General features: G+C 63.9%; 22 protein-coding genes. 7 read left to right on the forward strand and 15 right to left on the reverse strand.

Annotated features, from left to right (window positions below; all coding sequences use genetic code 11):
- Window positions 1–15 precede the first annotated feature (15 nt).
- Window positions 16–1,014, forward strand: a complete 999-nt coding sequence (locus PAF18_RS10770; RefSeq protein WP_271115725.1) for a polyprenyl synthetase family protein — start codon at window positions 16–18, stop codon at window positions 1,012–1,014.
- A gap of 58 nt (window positions 1,015–1,072) precedes the next feature.
- On the opposite strand, the gene PAF18_RS10775 is transcribed toward PAF18_RS10770, so the two are convergent.
- On the reverse strand, window positions 1,073–2,380 hold the full coding sequence (locus PAF18_RS10775) for an ammonium transporter family protein (protein ID WP_353620654.1): 1,308 nt from the start codon (window positions 2,378–2,380) through the stop codon (window positions 1,073–1,075).
- Between the two features lie 293 nt (window positions 2,381–2,673).
- On the opposite strand from PAF18_RS10775, the gene PAF18_RS10780 reads away from it, so the two are divergent.
- The 3 genes from PAF18_RS10780 to PAF18_RS10790 all read left to right on the forward strand — a co-directional run bounded on the left by PAF18_RS10780 (window position 2,674) and on the right by PAF18_RS10790 (window position 8,285).
- Window positions 2,674–5,034: a transglycosylase domain-containing protein gene (locus tag PAF18_RS10780; RefSeq protein ID WP_271115727.1), complete on the forward strand. Its 2,361-nt coding sequence runs from the start codon at window positions 2,674–2,676 to the stop codon at window positions 5,032–5,034.
- A 195-nt stretch (window positions 5,035–5,229) separates the two neighbouring features.
- A complete protein-coding gene (locus tag PAF18_RS10785) occupies window positions 5,230–6,969 on the forward strand; it encodes a type I secretion system permease/ATPase (protein WP_271115728.1) in 1,740 nt (579 codons plus the stop codon).
- Window positions 6,966–8,285 (forward strand): HlyD family type I secretion periplasmic adaptor subunit, encoded by a 1,320-nt coding sequence (locus PAF18_RS10790; protein WP_271115729.1) that lies wholly within the window; start codon window positions 6,966–6,968, stop codon window positions 8,283–8,285. The genes PAF18_RS10785 and PAF18_RS10790 overlap by 4 nt, the downstream gene beginning before the upstream one ends.
- Window positions 8,286–8,345: 60 nt before the next feature.
- On the opposite strand, the gene PAF18_RS10795 is transcribed toward PAF18_RS10790, so the two are convergent.
- From PAF18_RS10795 to PAF18_RS10815, 5 genes are read right to left on the reverse strand one after another with little or no spacing between them, the layout of a single operon-like run.
- Complete coding sequence (locus tag PAF18_RS10795; RefSeq protein ID WP_271115730.1) at window positions 8,346–9,083, reverse strand: dienelactone hydrolase family protein; 738 nt, start codon at window positions 9,081–9,083, stop codon at window positions 8,346–8,348.
- Between the two features lie 57 nt (window positions 9,084–9,140).
- Entirely contained in the window at window positions 9,141–9,725 is a 585-nt protein-coding gene (gene plsY, locus PAF18_RS10800) for a glycerol-3-phosphate 1-O-acyltransferase PlsY (protein ID WP_271115731.1), read from the reverse strand.
- The gene (gene pyrC, locus PAF18_RS10805; RefSeq protein ID WP_271115732.1) at window positions 9,722–10,984 is read right to left on the reverse strand and encodes a dihydroorotase; all 1,263 of its coding nucleotides are present in this window, start codon (window positions 10,982–10,984) and stop codon (window positions 9,722–9,724) included. The genes plsY and pyrC overlap by 4 nt, the downstream gene beginning before the upstream one ends.
- Entirely contained in the window at window positions 10,981–11,556 is a 576-nt protein-coding gene (locus tag PAF18_RS10810) for a hypothetical protein (protein WP_271115733.1), read from the reverse strand. Before PAF18_RS10810 ends, pyrC begins: the two co-directional genes overlap by 4 nt.
- Complete coding sequence (locus PAF18_RS10815; RefSeq protein WP_271115734.1) at window positions 11,549–12,514, reverse strand: aspartate carbamoyltransferase catalytic subunit; 966 nt, start codon at window positions 12,512–12,514, stop codon at window positions 11,549–11,551. Before PAF18_RS10815 ends, PAF18_RS10810 begins: the two co-directional genes overlap by 8 nt.
- A 102-nt stretch (window positions 12,515–12,616) precedes the next feature.
- Here PAF18_RS10815 and PAF18_RS10820 point away from each other — a divergent pair, with 102 nt between their 5' ends.
- Entirely contained in the window at window positions 12,617–13,435 is an 819-nt protein-coding gene (locus PAF18_RS10820) for a uracil-DNA glycosylase (protein ID WP_271115735.1), read from the forward strand.
- 27 nt (window positions 13,436–13,462) lie between these two features.
- On the opposite strand, the gene PAF18_RS10825 is transcribed toward PAF18_RS10820, so the two are convergent.
- From PAF18_RS10825 to PAF18_RS10865, 9 genes are read right to left on the reverse strand one after another with little or no spacing between them, the layout of a single operon-like run.
- Window positions 13,463–13,927 carry a hypothetical protein gene (locus tag PAF18_RS10825; RefSeq protein ID WP_271115736.1) on the reverse strand — a complete coding sequence of 155 codons (465 nt, stop codon included), beginning with the start codon at window positions 13,925–13,927 and terminating at the stop codon, window positions 13,463–13,465.
- 7 nt (window positions 13,928–13,934) lie between these two features.
- Window positions 13,935–15,305, reverse strand: coding sequence for a glutamate--cysteine ligase (locus PAF18_RS10830; RefSeq protein WP_271115737.1), 1,371 nt, complete (start codon window positions 15,303–15,305; stop codon window positions 13,935–13,937).
- A gap of 51 nt (window positions 15,306–15,356) precedes the next feature.
- The gene (locus tag PAF18_RS10835) at window positions 15,357–15,869 is read right to left on the reverse strand and encodes a hypothetical protein (RefSeq protein WP_271115738.1); all 513 of its coding nucleotides are present in this window, start codon (window positions 15,867–15,869) and stop codon (window positions 15,357–15,359) included.
- Window positions 15,860–16,297, reverse strand: coding sequence for a molybdenum cofactor biosynthesis protein MoaE (locus tag PAF18_RS10840; protein WP_271115739.1), 438 nt, complete (start codon window positions 16,295–16,297; stop codon window positions 15,860–15,862). The genes PAF18_RS10835 and PAF18_RS10840 overlap by 10 nt, the downstream gene beginning before the upstream one ends.
- Entirely contained in the window at window positions 16,297–16,542 is a 246-nt protein-coding gene (gene moaD / locus PAF18_RS10845) for a molybdopterin converting factor subunit 1 (RefSeq protein ID WP_271118110.1), read from the reverse strand. The genes PAF18_RS10840 and moaD overlap by 1 nt, the downstream gene beginning before the upstream one ends.
- Before the next feature lie 2 nt (window positions 16,543–16,544).
- A complete protein-coding gene (pgsA, locus tag PAF18_RS10850) occupies window positions 16,545–17,168 on the reverse strand; it encodes a CDP-diacylglycerol--glycerol-3-phosphate 3-phosphatidyltransferase (protein ID WP_271115740.1) in 624 nt (207 codons plus the stop codon).
- 39 nt (window positions 17,169–17,207) lie between these two features.
- Window positions 17,208–17,684 carry a GNAT family N-acetyltransferase gene (locus PAF18_RS10855; protein WP_271115741.1) on the reverse strand — a complete coding sequence of 159 codons (477 nt, stop codon included), beginning with the start codon at window positions 17,682–17,684 and terminating at the stop codon, window positions 17,208–17,210.
- Window positions 17,681–18,277, reverse strand: coding sequence for a L,D-transpeptidase family protein (locus PAF18_RS10860; protein ID WP_271115742.1), 597 nt, complete (start codon window positions 18,275–18,277; stop codon window positions 17,681–17,683). Before PAF18_RS10860 ends, PAF18_RS10855 begins: the two co-directional genes overlap by 4 nt.
- Window positions 18,274–19,455, reverse strand: coding sequence for a MalY/PatB family protein (locus tag PAF18_RS10865; RefSeq protein WP_271115743.1), 1,182 nt, complete (start codon window positions 19,453–19,455; stop codon window positions 18,274–18,276). Before PAF18_RS10865 ends, PAF18_RS10860 begins: the two co-directional genes overlap by 4 nt.
- 71 nt (window positions 19,456–19,526) lie before the next feature.
- Here PAF18_RS10865 and def (PAF18_RS10870) point away from each other — a divergent pair, with 71 nt between their 5' ends.
- Together def (PAF18_RS10870) and def (PAF18_RS10875) are read left to right on the forward strand one after the other, a co-directional pair.
- Window positions 19,527–20,054 (forward strand): peptide deformylase, encoded by a 528-nt coding sequence (gene def, locus PAF18_RS10870; RefSeq protein ID WP_271115744.1) that lies wholly within the window; start codon window positions 19,527–19,529, stop codon window positions 20,052–20,054.
- The gene (def, locus tag PAF18_RS10875; RefSeq protein ID WP_271115745.1) at window positions 20,054–20,557 is read left to right on the forward strand and encodes a peptide deformylase; all 504 of its coding nucleotides are present in this window, start codon (window positions 20,054–20,056) and stop codon (window positions 20,555–20,557) included. The genes def (PAF18_RS10870) and def (PAF18_RS10875) overlap by 1 nt, the downstream gene beginning before the upstream one ends.
- The last annotated feature ends 47 nt before the right edge of the window (window positions 20,558–20,604 follow it).

The raw sequence follows: 20,604 nt of genomic DNA on the forward strand, positions 1-20,604 counted from the left end.
GGAAAGGTGTAGACCATGGACGCTGCCATAGCACAGACCCCGATGGATCGCCTCATGGACGCGCTTGCGCCCGAGATGGAGGCGGTGAATACGCTGATTCGTGAGCGTATGGCGTCACGTCATGCGCCGCGCATTCCCGAGGTCACCGCGCATCTGGTCGAGGCCGGGGGGAAACGGCTGCGCCCTTTGCTGACCTTGGCCGCGGCGAAGATCTGCGGTTACAGCGGCCCGTATCACATCCATCTGGCCGCGACGGTCGAATTCATTCACACCGCGACCCTGCTGCATGATGATGTAGTCGATGAGAGCCAGCAGAGGCGCGGCAGGCCCACGGCGAACCTGCTCTGGGACAATAAATCCAGCGTTCTGGTCGGTGATTACCTGCTGGCACGCGCCTTCCAGCTGATGACAGATACTGGCGTGATGCGGGTGCTGAAGATTCTGTCGGGCGCTTCGGCAACCATCTCGGAGGGCGAGGTGTTGCAGCTATCCGCGGCTCAGGATTTGCGCACCGATGAAGAGATCTATCTTCAGGTCGTGCGGGGCAAGACGGCAGCGCTGTTTTCAGCCGCGACCGAGGTCGGCGCCGTCATCGCGAGCGCGCCCGAAGATCATGTCAGGGCGCTGTTCGATTACGGAGACGCGCTCGGCATCGCCTTCCAGATCGCCGATGATCTGCTGGATTACGGCGGCAAGGCGGCCGTGATCGGCAAGAATGTCGGAGATGATTTCCGCGAACGGAAGCTGACACTGCCGGTCATCAAGGCCGTGTCCAAGGCAGATGCCAAAGAGCGTGGCTTCTGGGAGCGGGTGATCGAAAAGGGCGATCAGCGGGACGGCGATCTGGAAGAGGCGCTACGGCTTTTGCAGCATCACGGCGCCATGGACGAAGCCCGCAGAGATGCGCTCGGCTGGGCGTCGCGGGCGCGGGCAGCGCTCGCACCGCTTCCCGAAGGTCCCCTGCGCGAGACGCTTGACGATCTGGCAGAGTTCGTCGTCGCCCGCATCGCGTGATCTTGGCGCAATAAGGCCCGGCGCTCTGCCGGGCCTTTCACGTCAAGCGTGGCCGCGCCTATTTGGCCTGCACGAAATCCGGATAGGCCTCCATCCCCATCTCGCTGACATCCAGCCCGGTGATCTCGGCCTCCTGATCGACGCGAATGCCCATTGTTGCCTTCAGCACCGTCCAGACGAGAAAGCTGACCCCGAAGACGAAGAACCCGATCGCGCCGACGCCCAGCGCTTGCACGGCGAAGCTGGTATCTGCATTGGTCGCAGGCACGATCAGTGTGCCCCAGATCCCGGCGCAGAGATGGACCGGAATCGCGCCGACCACATCGTCGATCCTCATCCGGTCCAGCATCGGCACAACCACAACGGCGATGACGCCGCCGACGCCGCCGATCAGAAGCGAGGCAAAGATCGACGGGGTCAGCGGCTCGGCGGTGATCGCCACCAGCCCGGCAAGCGCGCCGTTCAGCACCATGGTCAGGTCAATCTTGCCAAACATAAGCTGGGTGGTGACGATGGCCGCGATCACCCCTGCCGAGGCGGCGGCATTGGTATTCACGAAGATACGGCTGACATCGGCCGCGTCGCTCACGCTGCCGAGCGCCAGCTGCGAGGCGCCGTTGAAGCCGAACCAGCCGAGCCAGAGGATGAAGGTGCCGAGCGTCGCCAGCGCGAGATTGGAACCCGGCATCGGCTGCATCCGCCCATCCGGGCGATATTTTCCGAGCCTCGGACCAAGGACGATGGCGCCGGCAAGCGCCGCGAAGCCACCCGCCGCATGAACGAGCGTCGAGCCGGCGAAATCCGAGAAGCCACGCTGATCCAGCCAGCCCGCGCCCCATTCCCATGAGGCCTCGATCGGATAGATCACCCCGGTGAGCACGACGGTGAAGATCATGAAGGGCCAAAGTCTGACCCGCTCGGCAAGTGTGCCGGACACGATCGACGCCGTGGTTGCGCAGAACATCAGCTGAAAGAAGAAATCCGAACCAGCGGAATAGCCGTCCGCGGCATCGCCCCCTGCCACCGGCTCGATGGATTTGGGCGCAAAAAGCTCCCCGATCCAGCCCCCGATGGTCCAGTCTGCCGGATACATGAGATTATAGCCCACAAGCCAGAACATGATCCCGGCGATGGAAAACAGCGAGATATTCTTGAACAGCTGGGTGGTGACGTTTTTCGAGCGGACGAGCCCGGCCTCCAGCATGGCAAATCCCGCAGCCATCCACATGACCAGAAAGCCGCCGATCAGAAACAGCAGCGTGTTGAAGATATAGGCGACCTCCACCGTTACCGCAGGGGCGGCTTCGGCGGCAGAGATGGCGGCCTCCTGAGCCATCGCCGGAAGTGCCGTCAGTGCCACGGGCATCGCTATTATCGGGATCGTTTTTGGCATGAATTTACCTCTGTTCGAGCCAGCCGCCCGCGGCGCAGCGCGAGCGATATCTCGCCCACGAAGCGGTCCAAATCGCTGATCCTCAAGAATTTGGCTCCGATATGGTGCATGAAAGCGCGGCACGCCGAATCTGTGGGCAGCGATCTGTCGGGATGCCTGCGACATGGGCATTTCACAGATCGGTCATTTGACTTCGCATCACCTGCGGCGTCGTGTAGACTGACTTTAATCAGGCCGGAGGAACCGGTCGCGCAGGAATACAGGCCATGGCACAACCTCCCCGCAAGCGCCGCCCCGTGGTGGCCGAACGGCGATACGCAAATCCGAAAAAGCCCTCCGGCACCACGCCGAGGGGCAAGCGCGGTCGGCGCGCGCCCGTCAGGCGAGGCAACGCGATCACCCGGGGCGTGACCGGATTCTTTTCGCTGATATGGAAGGCGATCTTCCGTACGGTGTGGTTCTCGGCTCTGGCTGTGTTCCTCATCATCGCCATGTCGACCTTCTTCTACTACTCGCAGCTACCCGAACCCTCGGCACTGTTCGACGGCCGGGCGCGCGGCGGGGTGACCATGCTGGACCGCGAAGGCAAGGTCTTTGCCTGGCGCGGCGAGACATTCGGGACCGTGATGCCCGACCAGATCTCGCCCGCCCTGCGGGATGCGGTGGTGGCGACCGAGGACCGGCGCTTCTACAGCCATCTGGGCATCGACCCGCGCGGCATCGCGAGCGCGGTCAAGATCAACATGTCGGAGGGGCGCGGCCCGCTGGAGGGTCACGGCGGCTCGACCATTACCCAACAGGTGGCGAAACTGCTCTGCCTCGGCGAGACCTTCGATCCGACCCAGTGGAGCGACGAGGCCGAATACGAACAGGATTGCCGCGCCACGACCCTGTGGCGGAAGGTCAAGGAGGTGCCCTTCTCCTTCGCGATGGAGATGAAATACTCCAAGGACGAAATCCTCAATATTTACATGAACCGCTCTTATCTCGGCGGCGGCGCGCGCGGTTTCGAGGCGGCGTCCGAACGCTATTTCGGCAAGCATGCGAGCGAGGTCTCGGTGGCCGAGGCGGCAATGCTGGCCGGACTGCTGAAGGCGCCGAGCTATTTTGCGCCGACTTCGAATATCGAACGCGCCCGAGACCGCGCCGCCGTCGTGCTCCAGCTGATGCATGATCAGGACCGGATCTCCGATGCTGAATTCGAGCAGGCACGGGCCAACCCGGCGGTTCTCTCGCAGGCTGCTCAGGCCCGCGCGGGCGGTTACTTCGCTGACTGGCTGATGGAATCGGGGCCGGGCTTCCTGACCACGGAAACCACCGAGGATGTGACGATCCTGACCACCTTCGACCAGAAGGTGCAGCGCGCCGCCGAAGCTGCGCTGAAGAAGGTTTTCGATGAGAAGGTAAAGGATAGCTCTAAGGCAGAGGCTGCCGTGGTCGTGCTGTCCGCAGATGGTGCGGTGCGCGCGATGATCGGCGGGCGCGACACCATCGTTCAGGGCGTTTTCAACCGCGCCACCCAGGCCAAGCGTCAGACCGGGTCGAGCTTCAAGCCCTTCGTTTACGCTGCCGCGCTCGATCAGGGCATGGCGCCGCAGGATTATGTCCATGACGGCCCGCTGACGATCCGCAACTGGTCTCCGCAGAACTACACACGGCGCTTCTACGGCGATGTGACGCTGACAACGGCGCTGTCCAAATCGCTGAACACCGCCACGATCCGGCTTCAGGAACGTGCGGGGCGGGAATCGGTGCTGCGCATCGCCGAGGAATTTGGCGTCGGCAACGAGCTGCCTAACGTGCCGTCTCTCGGCCTTGGCGTGTTCGATTCGACGCTGCTGGAAATGACCGGCGCCTATGCCGGTATCCGCAATGGCGGCCGTGCCGTCAGCCCCTACGGCGTGGTCGAGCTGCGCATCAGCGGCGAGGACAGCCCGATGATCGCCAAGACCGGCGGCATGGGACAGCGCGTGATCTCGCAGCATGCGGCTGCGGGGCTGATCTCGATGATGCGCGAGGTGATCCAGAACGGCACTGGCGGCCGGGCGAAGCTGGGCGAACGCGATGCGGCGGGCAAGACCGGGACAACCTCTTCTTATCGCGACGCATGGTTCATCGGCTTTACCGATCAGTTCGTGACCGGGGTCTGGATGGGCTATGACGACAACACGCCGCTGACCGGCGTGACCGGCGGCGGGCTGCCTGCTGAAATCTGGCAGGCAGTAATGACCGAGATCCATGACGGCTTGCCGATGCAACCTCTGGGCCGGTTTGTCGGCGACGAGGGCTCGCGGATTGGCGACGGCGTGGCACCGTCGGTGCGCGGCGATGATGCGCTTGCCGGTGCGCTGAGCGCGGCGCTCAGCAACATGCAGGGCGGATCGGCCGCGGCGCCCCCCGGTCAACCGCTTGTCGAAGGCTCGGGCGAGCCGCTGGCCGATGCTCTGTCCGAGGCGCTCGGTCAGCCCGCTGGCAACCAAGGCGCATCCGGCCAGTCAGAAACCGCACCGCGCAGCCCCGAGCGCACGGTCAGCTCCAGCGGCTCGCGCGGTGTAACCAATGCGCCGGATGCCGACGAGAGCGATCCGCTCAGCGATGTCCTGCGCGGCATCGAAGGGCTGAATTGATCCTGTCGCTTATGGTAAACTGGCAAAAGCGCGCCACTTGCGGCGCGCTTTTCCGGATCTGAGGGCGATGAAGGATTTTATAACCCGGCGCTGCTATACACCGGCATACCCCGATTCGGCGCGCTTTACGACGTCCAGATCGGATCGCACCACATGGTCCCCGAACATCCGGGCACCCGAAGATACGGACTGAACATGGCAGGATCGCCGGGCAGCGGACAGGGATTCGCAGAATTGCGCGCCGCACGGGGCGGTGCGACCGGATTGCTGATCGCGGTTGCGGTGTTTTCCTTTGCGGTCAACGTGCTGATGCTGACCGGACCGCTTTTCATGTTGCAGGTTTATGACCGCGTGCTCGGCTCGCGCTCGGTCGAGACGCTCGCGGCGCTCTTCCTGCTGGTGATGTTTCTATTCGCGATCATGGGTGTCGTCGATCTGGCGCGCGGGCGCATCATGCAACGCGTGGCTCTCAGATTTCAGCAAAGGCTGGACCGGCGTGTGTTCTCTGCCGGGCTCGAAGACGGCATTGCCACCGGCTCGGACGCTGTCGCCCGCGGCGGGATGCGCGATCTGGAGGCATTGCGCGGGCTGATCGCTTCGCCCGTAAGCCTGGCCTTGTTCGACCTGCCCTTTGCGCCCGTCTATCTGGCGGCCGTCTATATCTTCCACCCTATGCTGGGCGTCGTTGCCACGGTGGGCGGCCTGATCCTGATCTGCGCGGCGCTTTTGAACCAGATCTCCGGGAAGCGCTCGCTTCAGAAGAGTGCGGTGACCGCACAAGCCGCCGAACGCATGTCCGATATGTTCCGCGACGAGGGTGAACTGATCGGCTCGCTCGGGATGCGGGACGCCACGTTTTCGCGCTGGAGCTCAGCGCGCACCGAGGCCGCCACCGCAGGGCTCGCCGGTGCCGATAACAGCCAGCTTTACACCGTATTCTCGCGCAGCTTTCGGCTGTTTCTGCAAAGCGCGATGTTGGCGGCAGGCGCGTGGCTTGTGCTCAAGCAAGAGCTGACGCCGGGTGCGATGATCGCCTCATCGATCGTAATGGGCCGCGCGTTGCAGCCGATCGAGGTGCTGATCGGGCAATGGGCGCTCGTGCAGCGCGCACAGGATGGCTGGAAGCGGCTTGGCGATCTGCTCTCGCGTCGGCCTGCCGCGCCGGAACGCACCGCCCTGCCCCGCCCCGAGGCGCGGCTTGAGGTGAACCAGCTCTCTATAGTGCCGCCGGGCCATCGCGCACCGACACTGCGCGGCGTGAACATGGTCGTCAGCCCGGGCGAGGCTGTGGGGGTGATCGGCCCCTCAGGTGCCGGGAAATCCACCCTCGCGCGGGCGCTCATCGGCGCATGGCCGGCAACTGCGGGAGCAATTCGGCTGGGCGGCGCGACGCTGGATCAGTTCCCGCCCGATGAGCTGGGGCGTCTGATCGGGTATCTGCCGCAGAAGGTCACGCTTTTTGACGGCACCGTGGCCGAGAATATTGCGCGGCTCGATCCGCAGCCAGATTCGGCGCGCGTGGTTCAGGCCGCGACCGCCGCGGCGGCGCATCAGATGATTCTGAACCTGTCGCAGGGCTATGACACGCCGCTCGCACAGGCGGGTGGGCAGCTTTCGGGCGGGCAGCTCCAACGGATCGGTCTGGCGCGGGCGCTTTATACCAACCCGGTCATGCTGGTACTGGATGAGCCCAACGCCAATCTCGACAATGAGGGCTCGCAGGCGCTGAACCTTGCTATCAAACGCATCAAGTCTCAGGGCGGCGCGGTCATCATCATGGCCCATCGCCCCGCCGCTATCGCCGAATGCGAGCATCTTTTGGTGCTGGATGGGGGCGTGCAGCGGCGCTTTGGAAAGCGGGACGAAGTGCTCCGGTCCACGGTCAGCAACGCGCGGGAAATACAGCAATCGCAGAACCGCGGAGGCGTCTCATGAAAGGCAATAGCGCGCCGGGACAGCGTCGGGAGTGGTCGGCACGAGGCCCGCTCATGTTGGGTCTCGCGGGAATTCTCGTGCTGTTCGCGGGCTTCGGGGCCTGGGCGGTCGGCACGCGTATTGCGGGCGCAGTCGTGGCGTCAGGTCAGGTTGAGGTCGAACAGCACCGGCAAGTTGTCCAGCATCCCGATGGCGGCGTCGTCGAAGGGATCGAAATCCGCGAAGGTCAGAGCGTCTCAGCAGGCGATACGCTGATCCGGCTCGACGGAGCCTTGCTGCGCACGGAATTCGCGATTGTCGAAGGCCAGTATTACGAGATCCTGTCTCGTCGAGGCCGGCTCGAGGCAGAGCGTGACGAAAGCGACGCGATCGAATTTTCCGAGATCCTCACCGATGCCGCAGCCGACAACCCCAAGATCGCGGCGCTGATGGAGGGACAGCGTAGCCTGTTCGAGACAAGGCGCAGCACATTGCAGCAATCGCTTGACCAGCTTGAAACGCAGACCCGCCAGGTCGGGGCACAGATCGAAGGCATCAGGGCGCAGGAAGCGGCGCTGACCACGCAGCGAGAACTGATCGGCAGGGAACTGACCGACCAGCAGTCACTGCTGGACAAGGGTCTTGCCCAGGCCTCGCGCGTGCTGGCGCTGGAACGCGAGGCTGCTTCGATCGACGGTCAGATCGGCGAGATGCAGGCCGCGCGCGCGCAGGCCGAAACGAAGCAGAGCGAAATCGACATCACCATTCTCCAGCAAAAAAGCGAGCGCCGCGAGCAAGCCGAAACCGAGCTTCGGGATCTTGGCGACCGTGAGTTGGAGCTTGCCGAGCGACGCCGTTCCCTGATCGAGCAGCTTGAGCGTCTGGACGTCACCGCGCCGGTCTCGGGGATCGTGCATGAGCTGCAAGTGACAACGCCGCGCGCGGTGATACGCGCAGCCGATCCGATCCTCTATATCGTTCCGCAGGATCGTCCGCTTCTGATCGGCGCGAGGGTGGCGCCGATCAATATCGACGAGGTGTTGCCGGGCCAGGCCGTCAAGCTCCGCTTCGCCGCCTTCAACGCCCGCACCACGCCCGAGATCGACGGAGTTCTGGAACGTGTCTCGGCAGATGCCGTGGTCGACGAGGCGACTCAGAGCTCCTATTACCGCGCGGAGGTCAGGATCCCCCCCGATCAGCGCGACCGTCTCGGCGATCTGGCCCTCGTGCCGGGCATGCCGGTGGAGGTCTATATCCAGACCGGCGAGCGCAGCCCGGCCTCATATCTGGTGAAACCCTTCACCGATTACTTCATCCGCGCATTCCGCGAGAGTTGACCCGGTGAGTCGGTCCGCCGCATTGCTGCGACAGCCCGGATCTTTCACAGGACAAAAGTATTATGGCCCCGGATTGGTCTCACCGAGGAAGGCGAGGAAGTCCGCCCAACTGCGTTGATCTGCCTCTTCGCGATATCGGTCCGAACCGAATACGGTAAAGGCATGCGGCGCGCCGGCATAAATCTCGGCCTTGTAGGGCGTGCCGGCCTCTTCCAGCTCGTTGATGAAGGTGGCGAATGCCATCATGTCCGGGCCGGTGTCGGCGCCGCCATGATAGATCCGCATCGGCGCCTCGGCGCTGCTGTAATCCTGACCCTCCGGCGTTTCGATCGTGCCGTGGAAACTCGCATAGCCGGTAACACCTTCCGGCTGCATCCGCGCCACTTCCAGCGCGACCGCGCCCCCAAAACAATAGCCCGCGATCACCGGCGATGTCACATCCTCGGCGGCCGCGGTTTCCAGGCTGGCCGTCATCAGCGCGCGCATCGTCTCGCGGTCACTGTAAAGCTTCTCGGTCTCGGCCCGGTTTTCCTCGACCGATTGCGGGCGCACCCCCTTGCCGTAGAGATCGACGGCGAAGGCGTTATAGCCTTGCTCGGCCAGCATATCCGCCCGCTGCCGCTCGTAATCGGTCAGACCGTCCCAGTCATGAACGATGATGACCGAACCTTTTGGATTCTCAGCCTTGGCAACATAGCCTTCGAACTCCCGGTCCTCTGCGTTGTACACGACAGCTTCGCCGGCGGCTGCCGCCGAACCGGCGATGCCGATGGCAATACCTGCTGCGATGAATTTCATGACGAACCTCCCTAGCGCTCCAAGATCACAACGGCTCTTCGGCGCGGGCGGTTCCCCTTAGCGGCCGCCGCCGATCCGGGGCTCTGTCCCGGCAAGCAGTCGCTGGATATTGGCACGATGCCGGACGACGATCAGCAGCGCCATCATCGCGGCGGCCGCAGCCACATCAGAACGGCCAAGCGCCAGAGCGACGACGGGCGAGGACACCGCCGCGACAAGCGCGGAAAGCGAGCTGATCCGCGATGCGGCGGCGACCGCTACCCAAGTCGCGCAGGCGATCAGCCCAAGCGGCCAGTGCAGCGCAATCAGTGTGCCAAGAAAGGTCGCAACCCCCTTGCCGCCACGAAACCCCAGCCAGACCGGAAAGCAATGGCCCAGAAAGGCTGCCGCCCCGGCAATGATGCCCGCCCCTTCGCCAGTCAGATACCGCGCCAACAGAACCGCCATTGCGCCTTTGCCGCTATCCAGCAACAGCGTCGCCAGCGCAGCGCCCTTGTTCCCGGTGCGTAGCACGTTGGTGGCACCAATATTGCCCGATCCGATGCGACGCAGGTCACCAAGCCCCAGCGCGCGGGTGATGACGATGCCAAAGGGCACCGAGCCGAGCAGATATCCAACGATTCCCCAAATCAGCAGGCTCATCCGAACACCCTCCGCCCGCCGACCCAACTCCCGAGAACGCGGCCCTGCATGCGGGCTTCGTCAAACGGCGTGTTCTTCGACTTGGATTCCAGCGAGAACCGATCCAGCACGAACGGCGTATCGGGGTCGAACAGAACGAGATCGGCGGCAGCGCCGTCCGAGATACGCCCGCCTTCAATCCCAAGCCGCCGCGCCGGGTTCAGCGACAGCGCCCGGAAGAGCTGCGCGAGGCTGAGCCCGCCCTGATGATAAAGTCGCAGCGCCGCCGGCAGCAGGGTTTGCAGCCCGACCGCGCCCGGTGCGGCTTCCGCAAAGGGCAGGCGCTTGCTCTCTTCGTCCTGCGGGGTGTGGAATGAAGCGATCACATCGATCAGACCTTCGGCCACCGCCTCGACCATGGCCAGCCGGTCCTCTTCGGCCCGCAGCGGCGGGGTGAAGCGGAAAAAGGTCCGGTAATCGCCAACGTCGAATTCGTTCAGCGTCAGGTGGTGGATCGAGATCCCCGCCGTCACATCCAGCCCGGCCTCGCGCGCCCGCCGCAAGGCCGGCAGCGCGGCTGCGGTCGTGATCTGGTCAGCATGGTAACGTCCGCCGGTCATCGAAACGAGCGCCAGATCATGCTGCAATCCCATCAGCTCGGCCACGGGAGATACATCGGGAATGCCATAAAGCGACGCGAATTTTCCCTTGGTCGCAGCCGCGCCTTTCGAGAGGATCGGCTCTTGCGGGTGGCCGATGATCAGCGCGCCGAGACCGCGCGCATAGGTCAGGCAACGTGTCATCAAGCGCGTATCGCTGATGACCCGCACCCCATCGGTGAAGGCAACCGCGCCGCTGTCCTGAAGAAAGGCCATCTCGACCATCTCACGCCCCGCGCGCTGCTTGGTCAGCGCGGACATATGCCGCACCCGGACGATGGAGTCCTGCGCACGCTTGGCCACGAAATCAAGGCTTTCGGGACTGTCGACAGGCGGCTGCGTATCAGGGCGCACGATCATCGTCGTGACACCGCCGGCGGCAGCAGCGCGACCGGCGCTTGCATAGGATTCCTTGTGACGCTCACCCGGCTCTCCGACCTTCACGCCCCAATCTATGATCCCGGGACCCAGACATTTGCCGCGGCAGGCGACAATCTTGGCCCCATCCGGCGCAGGCTTGTCGCGCGCAGAAATCACGCCGTTCTCGACCGTGAGACTGCCGTGCGCTTCGGTGCGCGCTTCGGGGTCGATCAGGATTGCGTCTTCGAAATGCAGGATCATTTTTCGCGGTTCCCGTGATCGGTGCCTTCTGTCGCTTCGGGCTTGGCACCCTGTATCTCACGGACCATCGACATCACCTTTTCAGCCTCCGGGATGAATTCGAACCCGACACGCGGTTTCAGGCCGAACATGACCGAGGGCGGATCGCTCTGGACCAGCTCGACCGGGGCTCCGGCGTCGATCGCACGGGTATAGACGCGTCTGCCCTTGAACGGCACGTGAGTCGCGACGATGGCACGGTGGTTTGTCAGAGCATACCAACTCCGCGAACGTTGATATGCCGGGGTAAGCACCGGCTCGATCATCAGGCGAAGGAAATTCATCAGCATAAACAGCGGACAGAGTGCGAGCAGCACATGTTCTTTCGCAAAATTATACATCAGAACACTGACGATCAGCACAGGGATCATGCCAGGCACACCGCGCAGGATTTCGGTGAACCTGATCCGAAACTCGGCATGGGGCTGACCCTGCCACAGAATCTGCTCATCCTCCTGCAACAGCCCCTGCCAGCCTGGCACCACGGAAGAGCCAGGTGCCGCATTGGCGCTGTTTTCACGCCGGTCAGGCATCGACATCCTCGGCAGCACGCGCGCCGCGCTCGGCCCGGAGATTGCGGGCGAGCAGGTCCATCGCGGCCATGCGCACAGCGACGCCCATCTCGACCTGAGCCTGTATCACACTGCGGTTGATATCGTCGGCGATGGTGCCGTCGATCTCGACGCCGCGGTTCATCGGGCCGGGATGCATGACGATCGCGTCATCCTTGGCATGGGACAGCTTTTCGCCATCCAGCCCCCAACGATGGTAGTATTCCCGTTCCGACGGGATGAAGCCGCCATCCATCCTTTCTTTCTGAAGCCGCAGCATCATCACCACATCCGCGCCGGCCAGCCCTTCGCGCATATCCTCATAGACCTCGACGCCCATCTCGGCGGCGGCGGCAGGCATCAGCGTTGCGGGACCGACCAAGCGGACGCGATTCTCCATCTTGCCGAGCAGGATCAGGTTCGATCGCGCCACGCGGCTATGCACGATATCGCCGCAGATCGCTACGGTCAGACGCTGCAAACGACCCTTGCTGCGACGGATGGTCAGCGCATCCAACAATGCCTGTGTCGGATGTTCGTGCCGCCCGTCCCCGGCATTGAGCACTGCGCAATTGACCTTTTCCGCCAGCAGATTCGCCGCGCCCGACTGCGGATGGCGCACAACCAGAAGATCGGGATGCATCGCGTTCAGCGTCAGCGCGGTGTCGATCAGCGTCTCGCCCTTCTTTACCGAGGACTGCGCCACCGCCATGTTCATCACATCCGCCCCAAGCCGCTTACCGGCCAGTTCAAAGCTGGACTGCGTGCGGGTCGAATTCTCGAAGAACATGTTGATCTGGGTCATGCCCTCAAGCGCATCGGCATGTTTGACCGTGCGCCGGTTCAGATCCACATAGGTTTCGGCGAGATCGAGAATAGAGGTGATTTCCGGGGGGGATAGCTGTTCGATCCCCAGAAGATGGCGGGCGCGAAACGTCATCTTTATTCCCCTCTCGAACGTGGTCCTTCTATCGCAAACCGGGGCGCGCACGGCAAGGGCCGGGCTTGTCGCAGCGCCGCCTTGTCCCTAGGTTCTTCGGCGATGGAATCGGATCTGACATGGCGCGGCGTCGAGATTGACGGCTGGACGGCGATCGCCCTGCTGGAATGGCAGCGCGAAATGGGCGTGGACGAGCCGGTCCTCGATGCGCCGCTCGACCGCACCGACCTGCCTACACCGCCGAAACAGGCCATCGCGCCCGCCATCGCGCGGCAAGAGGCGGCGCCGCCAAAGGCAGCTTCTCCGGCCGAGGCGGCGGCCGATGCAATTGCACAGGCAAAGGCGCTTGCGCAGAGGGTGGCCACGCTGGATCAGCTCGCCGAGGCGCAGGCGGGCTTTGACGGGCTCGACCTGAAACGCGGCGCGCGGAATTTCGTTTTCGCCGATGGCAACCCTGCGGCACGCGTCATGATTATCGGCGAGGCACCCGGAGAGGAAGAAGACGCGAAAGGGCTGCCCTTCGTCGGACGCGCCGGTCAGTTGCTGGACCGGATGCTGTCAGCCATCGGCATGGGCCGTGATCTGCCGGACGCCACACGGGCGGTCTATATCGCCAATGTGCTGAAATGGCGTCCGCCTGGCAATCGCCGCCCCAATGCCGACGAGATCGCGCTGTCGCTGCCGTTTCTGACCCGTCAGGTCGAGTTGGCCGAACCGGAAATCATTGTTCTGATGGGCAACACGCCCTGCGCTGCCGCGCTGAACCGCGAGGGCATTCTGCGCCTGCGCGGCAACTGGACCGAGGCATTTGGACGACCGGCATTGCCGATGACCCACCCGGCCTATCTGCTGCGCAACCCGGTCGCGAAGCGCGAAGCCTGGGCGGATCTGCTGTCTCTGGCGGACCGGCTAGGGCTTTAGGCGGCGACCCGGCATCACCAGCCCGGCTCAGCTTGCCGGGCCGAGCCTGCGCTGACCCAGTCGCGCGGCAGCACTGTCCTGGACCGAAACCGACGCGGGCTGGCTGAGAGACGGCGCGGGCGCGAAGCGCGGCGGATCCGCGTGCGCAGCCTCGGCCTGTTGGGGCTGTGGCTGCTGAACAGGCGTAGCTGGCGCATCGCCGCGCGTCGCGGCTTGCAAGCGGCGCACACCCCCCGCACCCTGTCGCGCCAGTTTTTCGAGCGCGTCAGCATTGCGGCGGGAATTGTGATAGATCCCGATCAGCACGATCAGCCCGGCCATGCCAGCACCAAGGCCAAGCATCTCAACTCCGGCGGTGCTCAGCATCGCGCGCCATCCCTCGGGCCGCATCTCGATCATCTGCAAGCCGATGCGAAGCAGCCCGGCCAAGAAGCCGAGCCAGAGGAGGAGTTCCAAGATCTGAATCAGGCGATAGCGCAAGGTCGAGGTCATGCCGCGATCAATACGAATACTCGTCATAGATGCGAGTCAAATCTCCGTGCCATTCGCCGTGATATTTCTCGAGCAACTCATCGGCGGGCACGCGCCCGCTTTCGACGCTTTCCTGAAGCGCGTTGAGGAAATGCGTCTCATCCGGCACCAGCCCGCCCGCACCCGGGCGGGCTCGGTTCTTCAGCCCGGTCTCGGCGATGGCCACGGCCTCACGCGCGAGATCATGCAGTTTCACACCGCCCGCCTCGCCCTGCAAGCCGTCACGTGCCGCTGCAACGCGGAGCCCCTCGCGGGTCTCGGCGTCCAGACCCTTGACCAGATCCCAGGCTGCATCCTGCGCCGTCTGGTCATAGAGCAGCCCGACCCACAGCGCCGGCAGCGCGCAGAGCCTGCGCCAGGGACCGCCATCGGCCCCGCGCATCTCAATGAATTTCTTGACGCGGGCCTCGGGGAACACTGTGGTCAGGTGATCGGCCCAGTCGGACAGGGTCGGCACCTCTCCGGGCAGGGCGGGCAGCTTGCCTTCCATGAAGTCGCGGAAATTCTGACCGAGCGCATCGATATATTTTCCGTCGCGATAGACGAAATACATCGGCACATCGAGCACATAGTCCACCCATTGCTCATAGCCGAACCCCTCGTCGAAAACGAAGGGCAGCATGCCGGTCCGCGCCGCGTCGAGGTTCTGCCAGATATGGCTGCGCCACGACTTCATCCCGTTCGGCTTGCCGTCAAGGAAGGGGGAATTGGCGAACAGCGCTGTAGCCACCGGCTGCAAGGCCAGCGAAACGCGCAGCTTCTGCACCATATCCGCTTCCGACCCGAAATCGAGATTCACCTGCACGGTGCAGGTGCGATACATCATCTGCGTGCCGAGCGTGCCGACCTTCTGCATATAGGGTGTCATCAGCGCGTAACGCCCCTTTGGCATCATCGGCATCTGTTCCTGCGACCAGATCGGTGCCGCGCCAAGCCCCATGAAGCCCGCGCCGATATCGTCGGCCACCGATTTCACCTCGGCCAGATGCTGGTTCACCTCGTCGCAGGTCTGATGGATATTTTCCAGCGCCGCGCCAGACAGTTCCAGCTGACCGCCGGGTTCAAGGCTGACATTGGCGCCGTCACGCTCCAGCCCGATGATGTTGTCGCCTTCAAGCACCGGGGTCCAGCCGAACCGCGCGCGCAGCCCGTTCAGCATGGACTGGATCGAGCACTCGCCCTCGTAAGGCAGCGGCAGGCGCTTGTCCTTGCAATAGCCGAATTTCTCGTGCTCGGTGCCGATGCGCCACGCCTCGCGGGGCTTCTCGCCCGCCGCGATATATTCGGCGAGCTGTTCGCGCCGTTCGATCGGGCCGCCGCCCTGCTGGGGAATGGACATCTCGGCCCCTCTCTTGCTTTCGCTCAGAGGTGGCGTGGCAGAGAGACCAAGTCAACCCGCATCGGGCGCCGTCCAGACAATGCGCAGCGACGGCCCGTCTTGCCGAGACAGCGCCGCCGAGATCCGCCCCATATCCAAACCCGGCAGCACAGCAAAGGCGTCTGCCAGCGTCTCGGCGCCCTTTGCCTCGACCGGGATCAGCAAGGCCTGACCATCGCGCGATTTCAGTCGCCAATGGTCATGCCCGTTCAACCGGATCAGCCGGATCTCGGTCAGATGCCGCAGCGCGACCGTCCCGCCGAGCGCACGGGCGGCGTAGTAACGGATCTCGCCTTCGACAAGCTCGACCACGCCCGGCGCGGCGATGTCGCGATGAAAGGCAAGCCGCCGCCAGGCGCCGACAGTCAATACCGCGCAGACCGCAAAGATCAGCGCGCCGAGTCCCAGATAGAACCACCCGCCCCATGTCGCCAGCCAGCCGCCAAACACCGCGCCGCCAATCGCCGCCAGCAATTCGCGGCGCGGCGCTATCCATGCGGCGAGTTCAGGACGGATCAGTCCCATCGCGACAGCGCATCCTCGTCCGAGCCCTTCGCCTCGACCCAGGCCCCTGCACCATCCGGACCGATCTCTCGCTTCCAGAACGGCGCGCGGGATTTCAGGTAATCCATCAGATATTCAGCGGCTGCGAAGGCCTCGGCACGGTGCCGGGCCGCGGTGGCAACACACATGATCGGCTCGCCCACCGACAGGCGGCCATGACGATGGATCACTGCAACATCGAGCAGATTCCAGCGGTGTCGCGCACGCACGGCGATCTCGGTCAGCGCTTTTTCGGTCATACCGGGATAATGCTCGAGCTCGAGCGCCACCATCTGCCCTGTATCGTCGCGCACGATGCCCGAAAATGTCACCACGGCCCCGGCCCCGGCGCCGAACCCGTTTAGCAGCGCCGCCAGATCGAAGGGCGCGGACTGCACCTCGATCCGCATCAGCCGCCTGTCATGGGCGGGAAGAAGGCGACCTCGCGCACGCCCTGCAAGGGCGCGTCCAGATCGGCCAGTTCCTGATCGACCGCGACCCGAACCGCCGACAAATCGGAAAGCGCAGCGGCGTGGCGATCACCGCGTGCGGCCAGTTCGCTCACCAGTTCGCGCACCGTCCCGGCAGAGGTTTCGATCCGTTCCTTCGGCTCGCCGATCCGCTCGCGGAGCCAAGCGAAATAAAGCACATCCAGCGTCATTTCGGCCCTCTCAGATACGGCATCGCCTTGCGGAAATAATCCCAGCCGGTCCAGGCCGTCAGTGCCGCCGCGACCCAGATCAGCAGCAGGCCCAGTATCGTGGCCAGATCCGACCAGGTGGCGCCGCCCGGCAATGTGGCCTCACCCAGAAGCGGAGGGTGGCCGTGCTCGACATAGGCCAGCCCGGTGCCCAGAAACAGCACGGCGATGGCAACCATCTGGGTTGTGGTCTTCCACTTGGCGATCTTGGTCACCGCCAGATCGCTTGCCTTGTCGCCAAGCGATTCGCGCAGGCCCGAGACAAATACCTCGCGGAAGAGGATCACGGTTGCAGGCAGGATCAGCCAGGGGTTCATGCCGGAATATCCGGTGATGACGACCAAAGCGATGACCACCATCGCCTTGTCGGCAATCGGATCCATCGCGGCGCCGAACCGGCTTTGCTGATTCCAGGCGCGGGCGAGATAGCCGTCGAACCAGTCGGTGATCGCCGCAACGAGAAAGAGCGTCAGCGCCGCCCAATCCGCCCAGGGCCGGTGAAAATAGAGAAACATCACCGGCACGCCGGGGGCTGCGAAAAGTCGCAGGATCGTCAGGATATTGGGCACGGTCCAGGTCATGTGCGCAACCTAGTGCCTTGGCTCTCCGGCGGGAAGGGGTCACAGATCAAGACGATGCGGGATGCGCCCTTCGGCCTCGCGATAGGGCCGGAAGCCAAGGCTCTGGTAATAGGCAAGCGCCGGGCGATTTTCGGCAGCGATGGGGGCATCTATGTGGCGCAGGCCGGCACGGCGTGCGGCGGTGAGGCTGAGTTCGAACAGCTTTCCGCCGACACCCTGCCGCGCCACGTCCGGGTGGATATGCGTGCCCACGATCCCCCATCCCGGCGGCACGCCATACTCATTACCCGACCGTGCAAGGCTGAGGACCTGAAACCCGATGATCCTGTCGCCTTCCGTGGCGACCACGCAGGAAATCCTGTTCGGATTGGTCAGGTAGATATTCGTCATCTGCGGTGTCGTCACCGGGCTGTCGCGCAACCCGGCGCTGTATATGGCGTTTTGAACCGCAGCCATGCCGGCAGCGTCACCGATCCGCGCGGTTCGCAGGGTGACTGGCGGCATCACATCGATCATGGCCTGATCTCCACCTCGGTGCCGATTCGGGTCGCCGCGAAAAGTTCGGCGATCTGGTGATTATCGATTGCGATGCAGCCCGCCGTCCAGTCTCCTGGCACGCGATAGCCCTTCTCGATCTGATTTGGCTGGCCATGGATGAAAATATCCCCGCCGGGATCATAACCCCCTGCCGCAGCGCGGGCGCGGTCCTCCGGCAGCGGATAGTCCAGCCCGATGGAGAGGTGATATTTGCTGCGATCATTGAGCCGGTCAACGCGGAACACGCCTTCCGGCGTGCGGCCGTCGCCCTGGCGTTCTTTGTCGCCTTCAGGCGCGAAACCGAGGCCGATGCGATATTCGCGGACCAGAGATTCGCCCTGAAAGACGCTCAGCCGCCGGGCAGCTTTTTCGATCACGATACGATCGATCCGTCCCTGCAGCGGCTTTTGCGACCCCGTAGCGGCAGGCTCGGGGCCGGGCAGCGGGCCGGTAATGTCGGGCGCATCCGGGGTTCGCGGCGGGTCCCAAAGCGGTGCGAATATCAGCCAGCCGAGGCAGAGCAGGGTCAGCAGAAATGTCAGGCGCAGCAATGCGGTACGACGCCATTTCATTGCAGATCGGAAAAGGCCTCTTGCAGACGCGAGATCGCCTTTTCGACATTGGCTCGCGGCGTGGCGATATTGAATCGCATGAAGTTCTCACCGCCCTTCCCGAAGGTTTCGCCGGCATTCGCAGCGATCTTCGCACCCTTCGCAACGCGGCGTTTGGTCTCTTCTGGGGTCATGCCGGTCCCCTCGAAATCCACCCAGGAGAGATAGGTCGCCTCGAGCGGCATCGAGCGAAGCCCCGGGATGGCGTTCACCCCCTCATCGAAGATCCGGCGATTGCCGTCGAGATAGCGGGTCAGCGCATCGACCCACTCGGCGCCTTCCGGCGAGTAAGCCGCCGTGACCATATCGACGCCGAACATGCCGGTAGACAGGCCCAGACCCGCCATCAGACCCTTATAGATGCGGCGCAGACCGGGATCCGAGATGATCGCGTTCCCGACATGAGCCCCGGCGATGTTGAAGGTCTTGGTGGCGGCCGTCAGGGTGATCAACCGGTCGCAGATCTGCGGCGCCGCCTTGGCCATAACGCTATGGCTGTGACCGGGCATCACAAGGTCATGGTGAATCTCGTCGCTGACCAGCAGAAGATCGTGAGCGATGCAGAATTCGGCCACCTCGCGCAGCTCGTCGCCGGTCCAGACCCGACCGCCGGGGTTATGCGGGCTGCACAGGATCAGCATTTTCTCGCCTCCGGTCAACAGAGCCGACCAGCCGTCCCAGTCGAAGACATAGCGGCCATCGTCGCGGGCGAGCGGGAACTCCGCCACCTCCCGGCCCTGCGCACGGATCACGCGGGAAAATGCGTGATAGACCGGCGTCATCAGGATTACCCTGTCTCCGGGCTCGGTGAAAGCACTCACGGCGAGCGCGGTGCCGTTCACCAGGCCGTGCGCGGTGAGGATCCAGTCGGGCTCGATCTCCCAACCGTGGCGCTCTTTCATCCACCACTGGATCGAAGGCAGGTAATCGGGATGCTGCGACGGGTAGCCATAGACACCGTGCGCCGCCAGACCCTTGATCGCGCGCTGGACGGCGGCAGGCGGGCGGAAATCCATATCGGCCACCCACATCGCCAGCCCGTCATCGGGCGAGACGCCATAAACCGCCTGCATATCGTCCCATTTGTTGCAGTTTGTGCCGCGGCGCTCGATGATCTCGTCGAAATCGGGTGTGCTCATATCCGTCTCCTGTCCCGCAAGCCATAAGCGGCTTGTTGCACCGCGCCAAGCCTTGCCCTAGATCACATCGCATGACAATTCGCCCGATCCTCATCCATCCCGACCCGCGGCTCAAGAAAAGCTGTGAGCCTGTCGCGAAGATCACGCCCGAGATCGAAACGCTCGCTGCGGATATGCTGGCGACGATGTATGACGCGCCCGGCGTGGGCCTCGCTGCCCCGCAAGTCGGCGTGCTGCGCCGCATCTTCGTGATGGACGCGCAGCGCGATCCCGAAGCGGAACGCCAGCCAATGGTGCTGATCAATCCCGAGCTGAGCTGGGAATCCGAGGATCAGAATGTCTATGAGGAAGGCTGCCTGTCCATCCCGGATCAATATGCCGAAGTGACGCGCCCGTCTCAGGTGAAATTCCGCTGGCTCGGCCTCGACGGTAAGACGCATCAGCAGGAATTCGACGGGCTCTGGGCCACCTGCGCGCAGCACGAGCTGGATCACCTCGACGGGGTGCTGTTCATCGACCATATCAGCGCCATGCGCCGCCAGATGATCACCCGCAAGATGGTCAAGCTGAAGCGCGAACGAGCGCGCGAGCAGGCCTGATGGCCGTCCGCCCGTTCCTGCCCTATACGGACAAGCGTCTGCATATGCCCGCACAGCCGGTCGAGTCCGTCAACGAGACGGTTCGGATGGTGTGGGATGACATGATCGACACGATGGAGGCGATGCCGGGGGTGGGTCTGGCCGCGCCGCAGATCGGGATCATGTTGCGGCTGGCCGTCGTCGATGCGTCAGATAAGCGCGGGCAGGCGGTGCGGATGGCGAACCCGGAAATATTGCACGAATCCGTTCAGGATCGCAGCCATGACGAGGCCAGCCCGAACCTGCCCGGCGTCTTCGCCCGCATCACCAGACCGCGCGCGGTCACGGTGCGGTTTCTCAATGAGCTTGGCGAGGTTGAAGAACGGGACTTCGTCGGGCTGTGGGCGACCTCGGTGCAGCACCAGATCGACCATCTGAACGGGAAGATGTATGTCGATCATCTCAGCCCGCTGCGCCGCAAGATGCTTGTCGCGAAATCGGCGAAGCTCGCTAAGCGGAAATGACGGCAGCGGGGGCTGCGCGCCCCCGAACCCCGCGGGATATTTGGGTC

It is taken from the genome of Paracoccus sediminicola, from assembly GCF_027912835.1.
In the GTDB taxonomy this organism is placed as follows: Bacteria; Pseudomonadota; Alphaproteobacteria; order Rhodobacterales; family Rhodobacteraceae; genus Paracoccus; species Paracoccus sediminicola.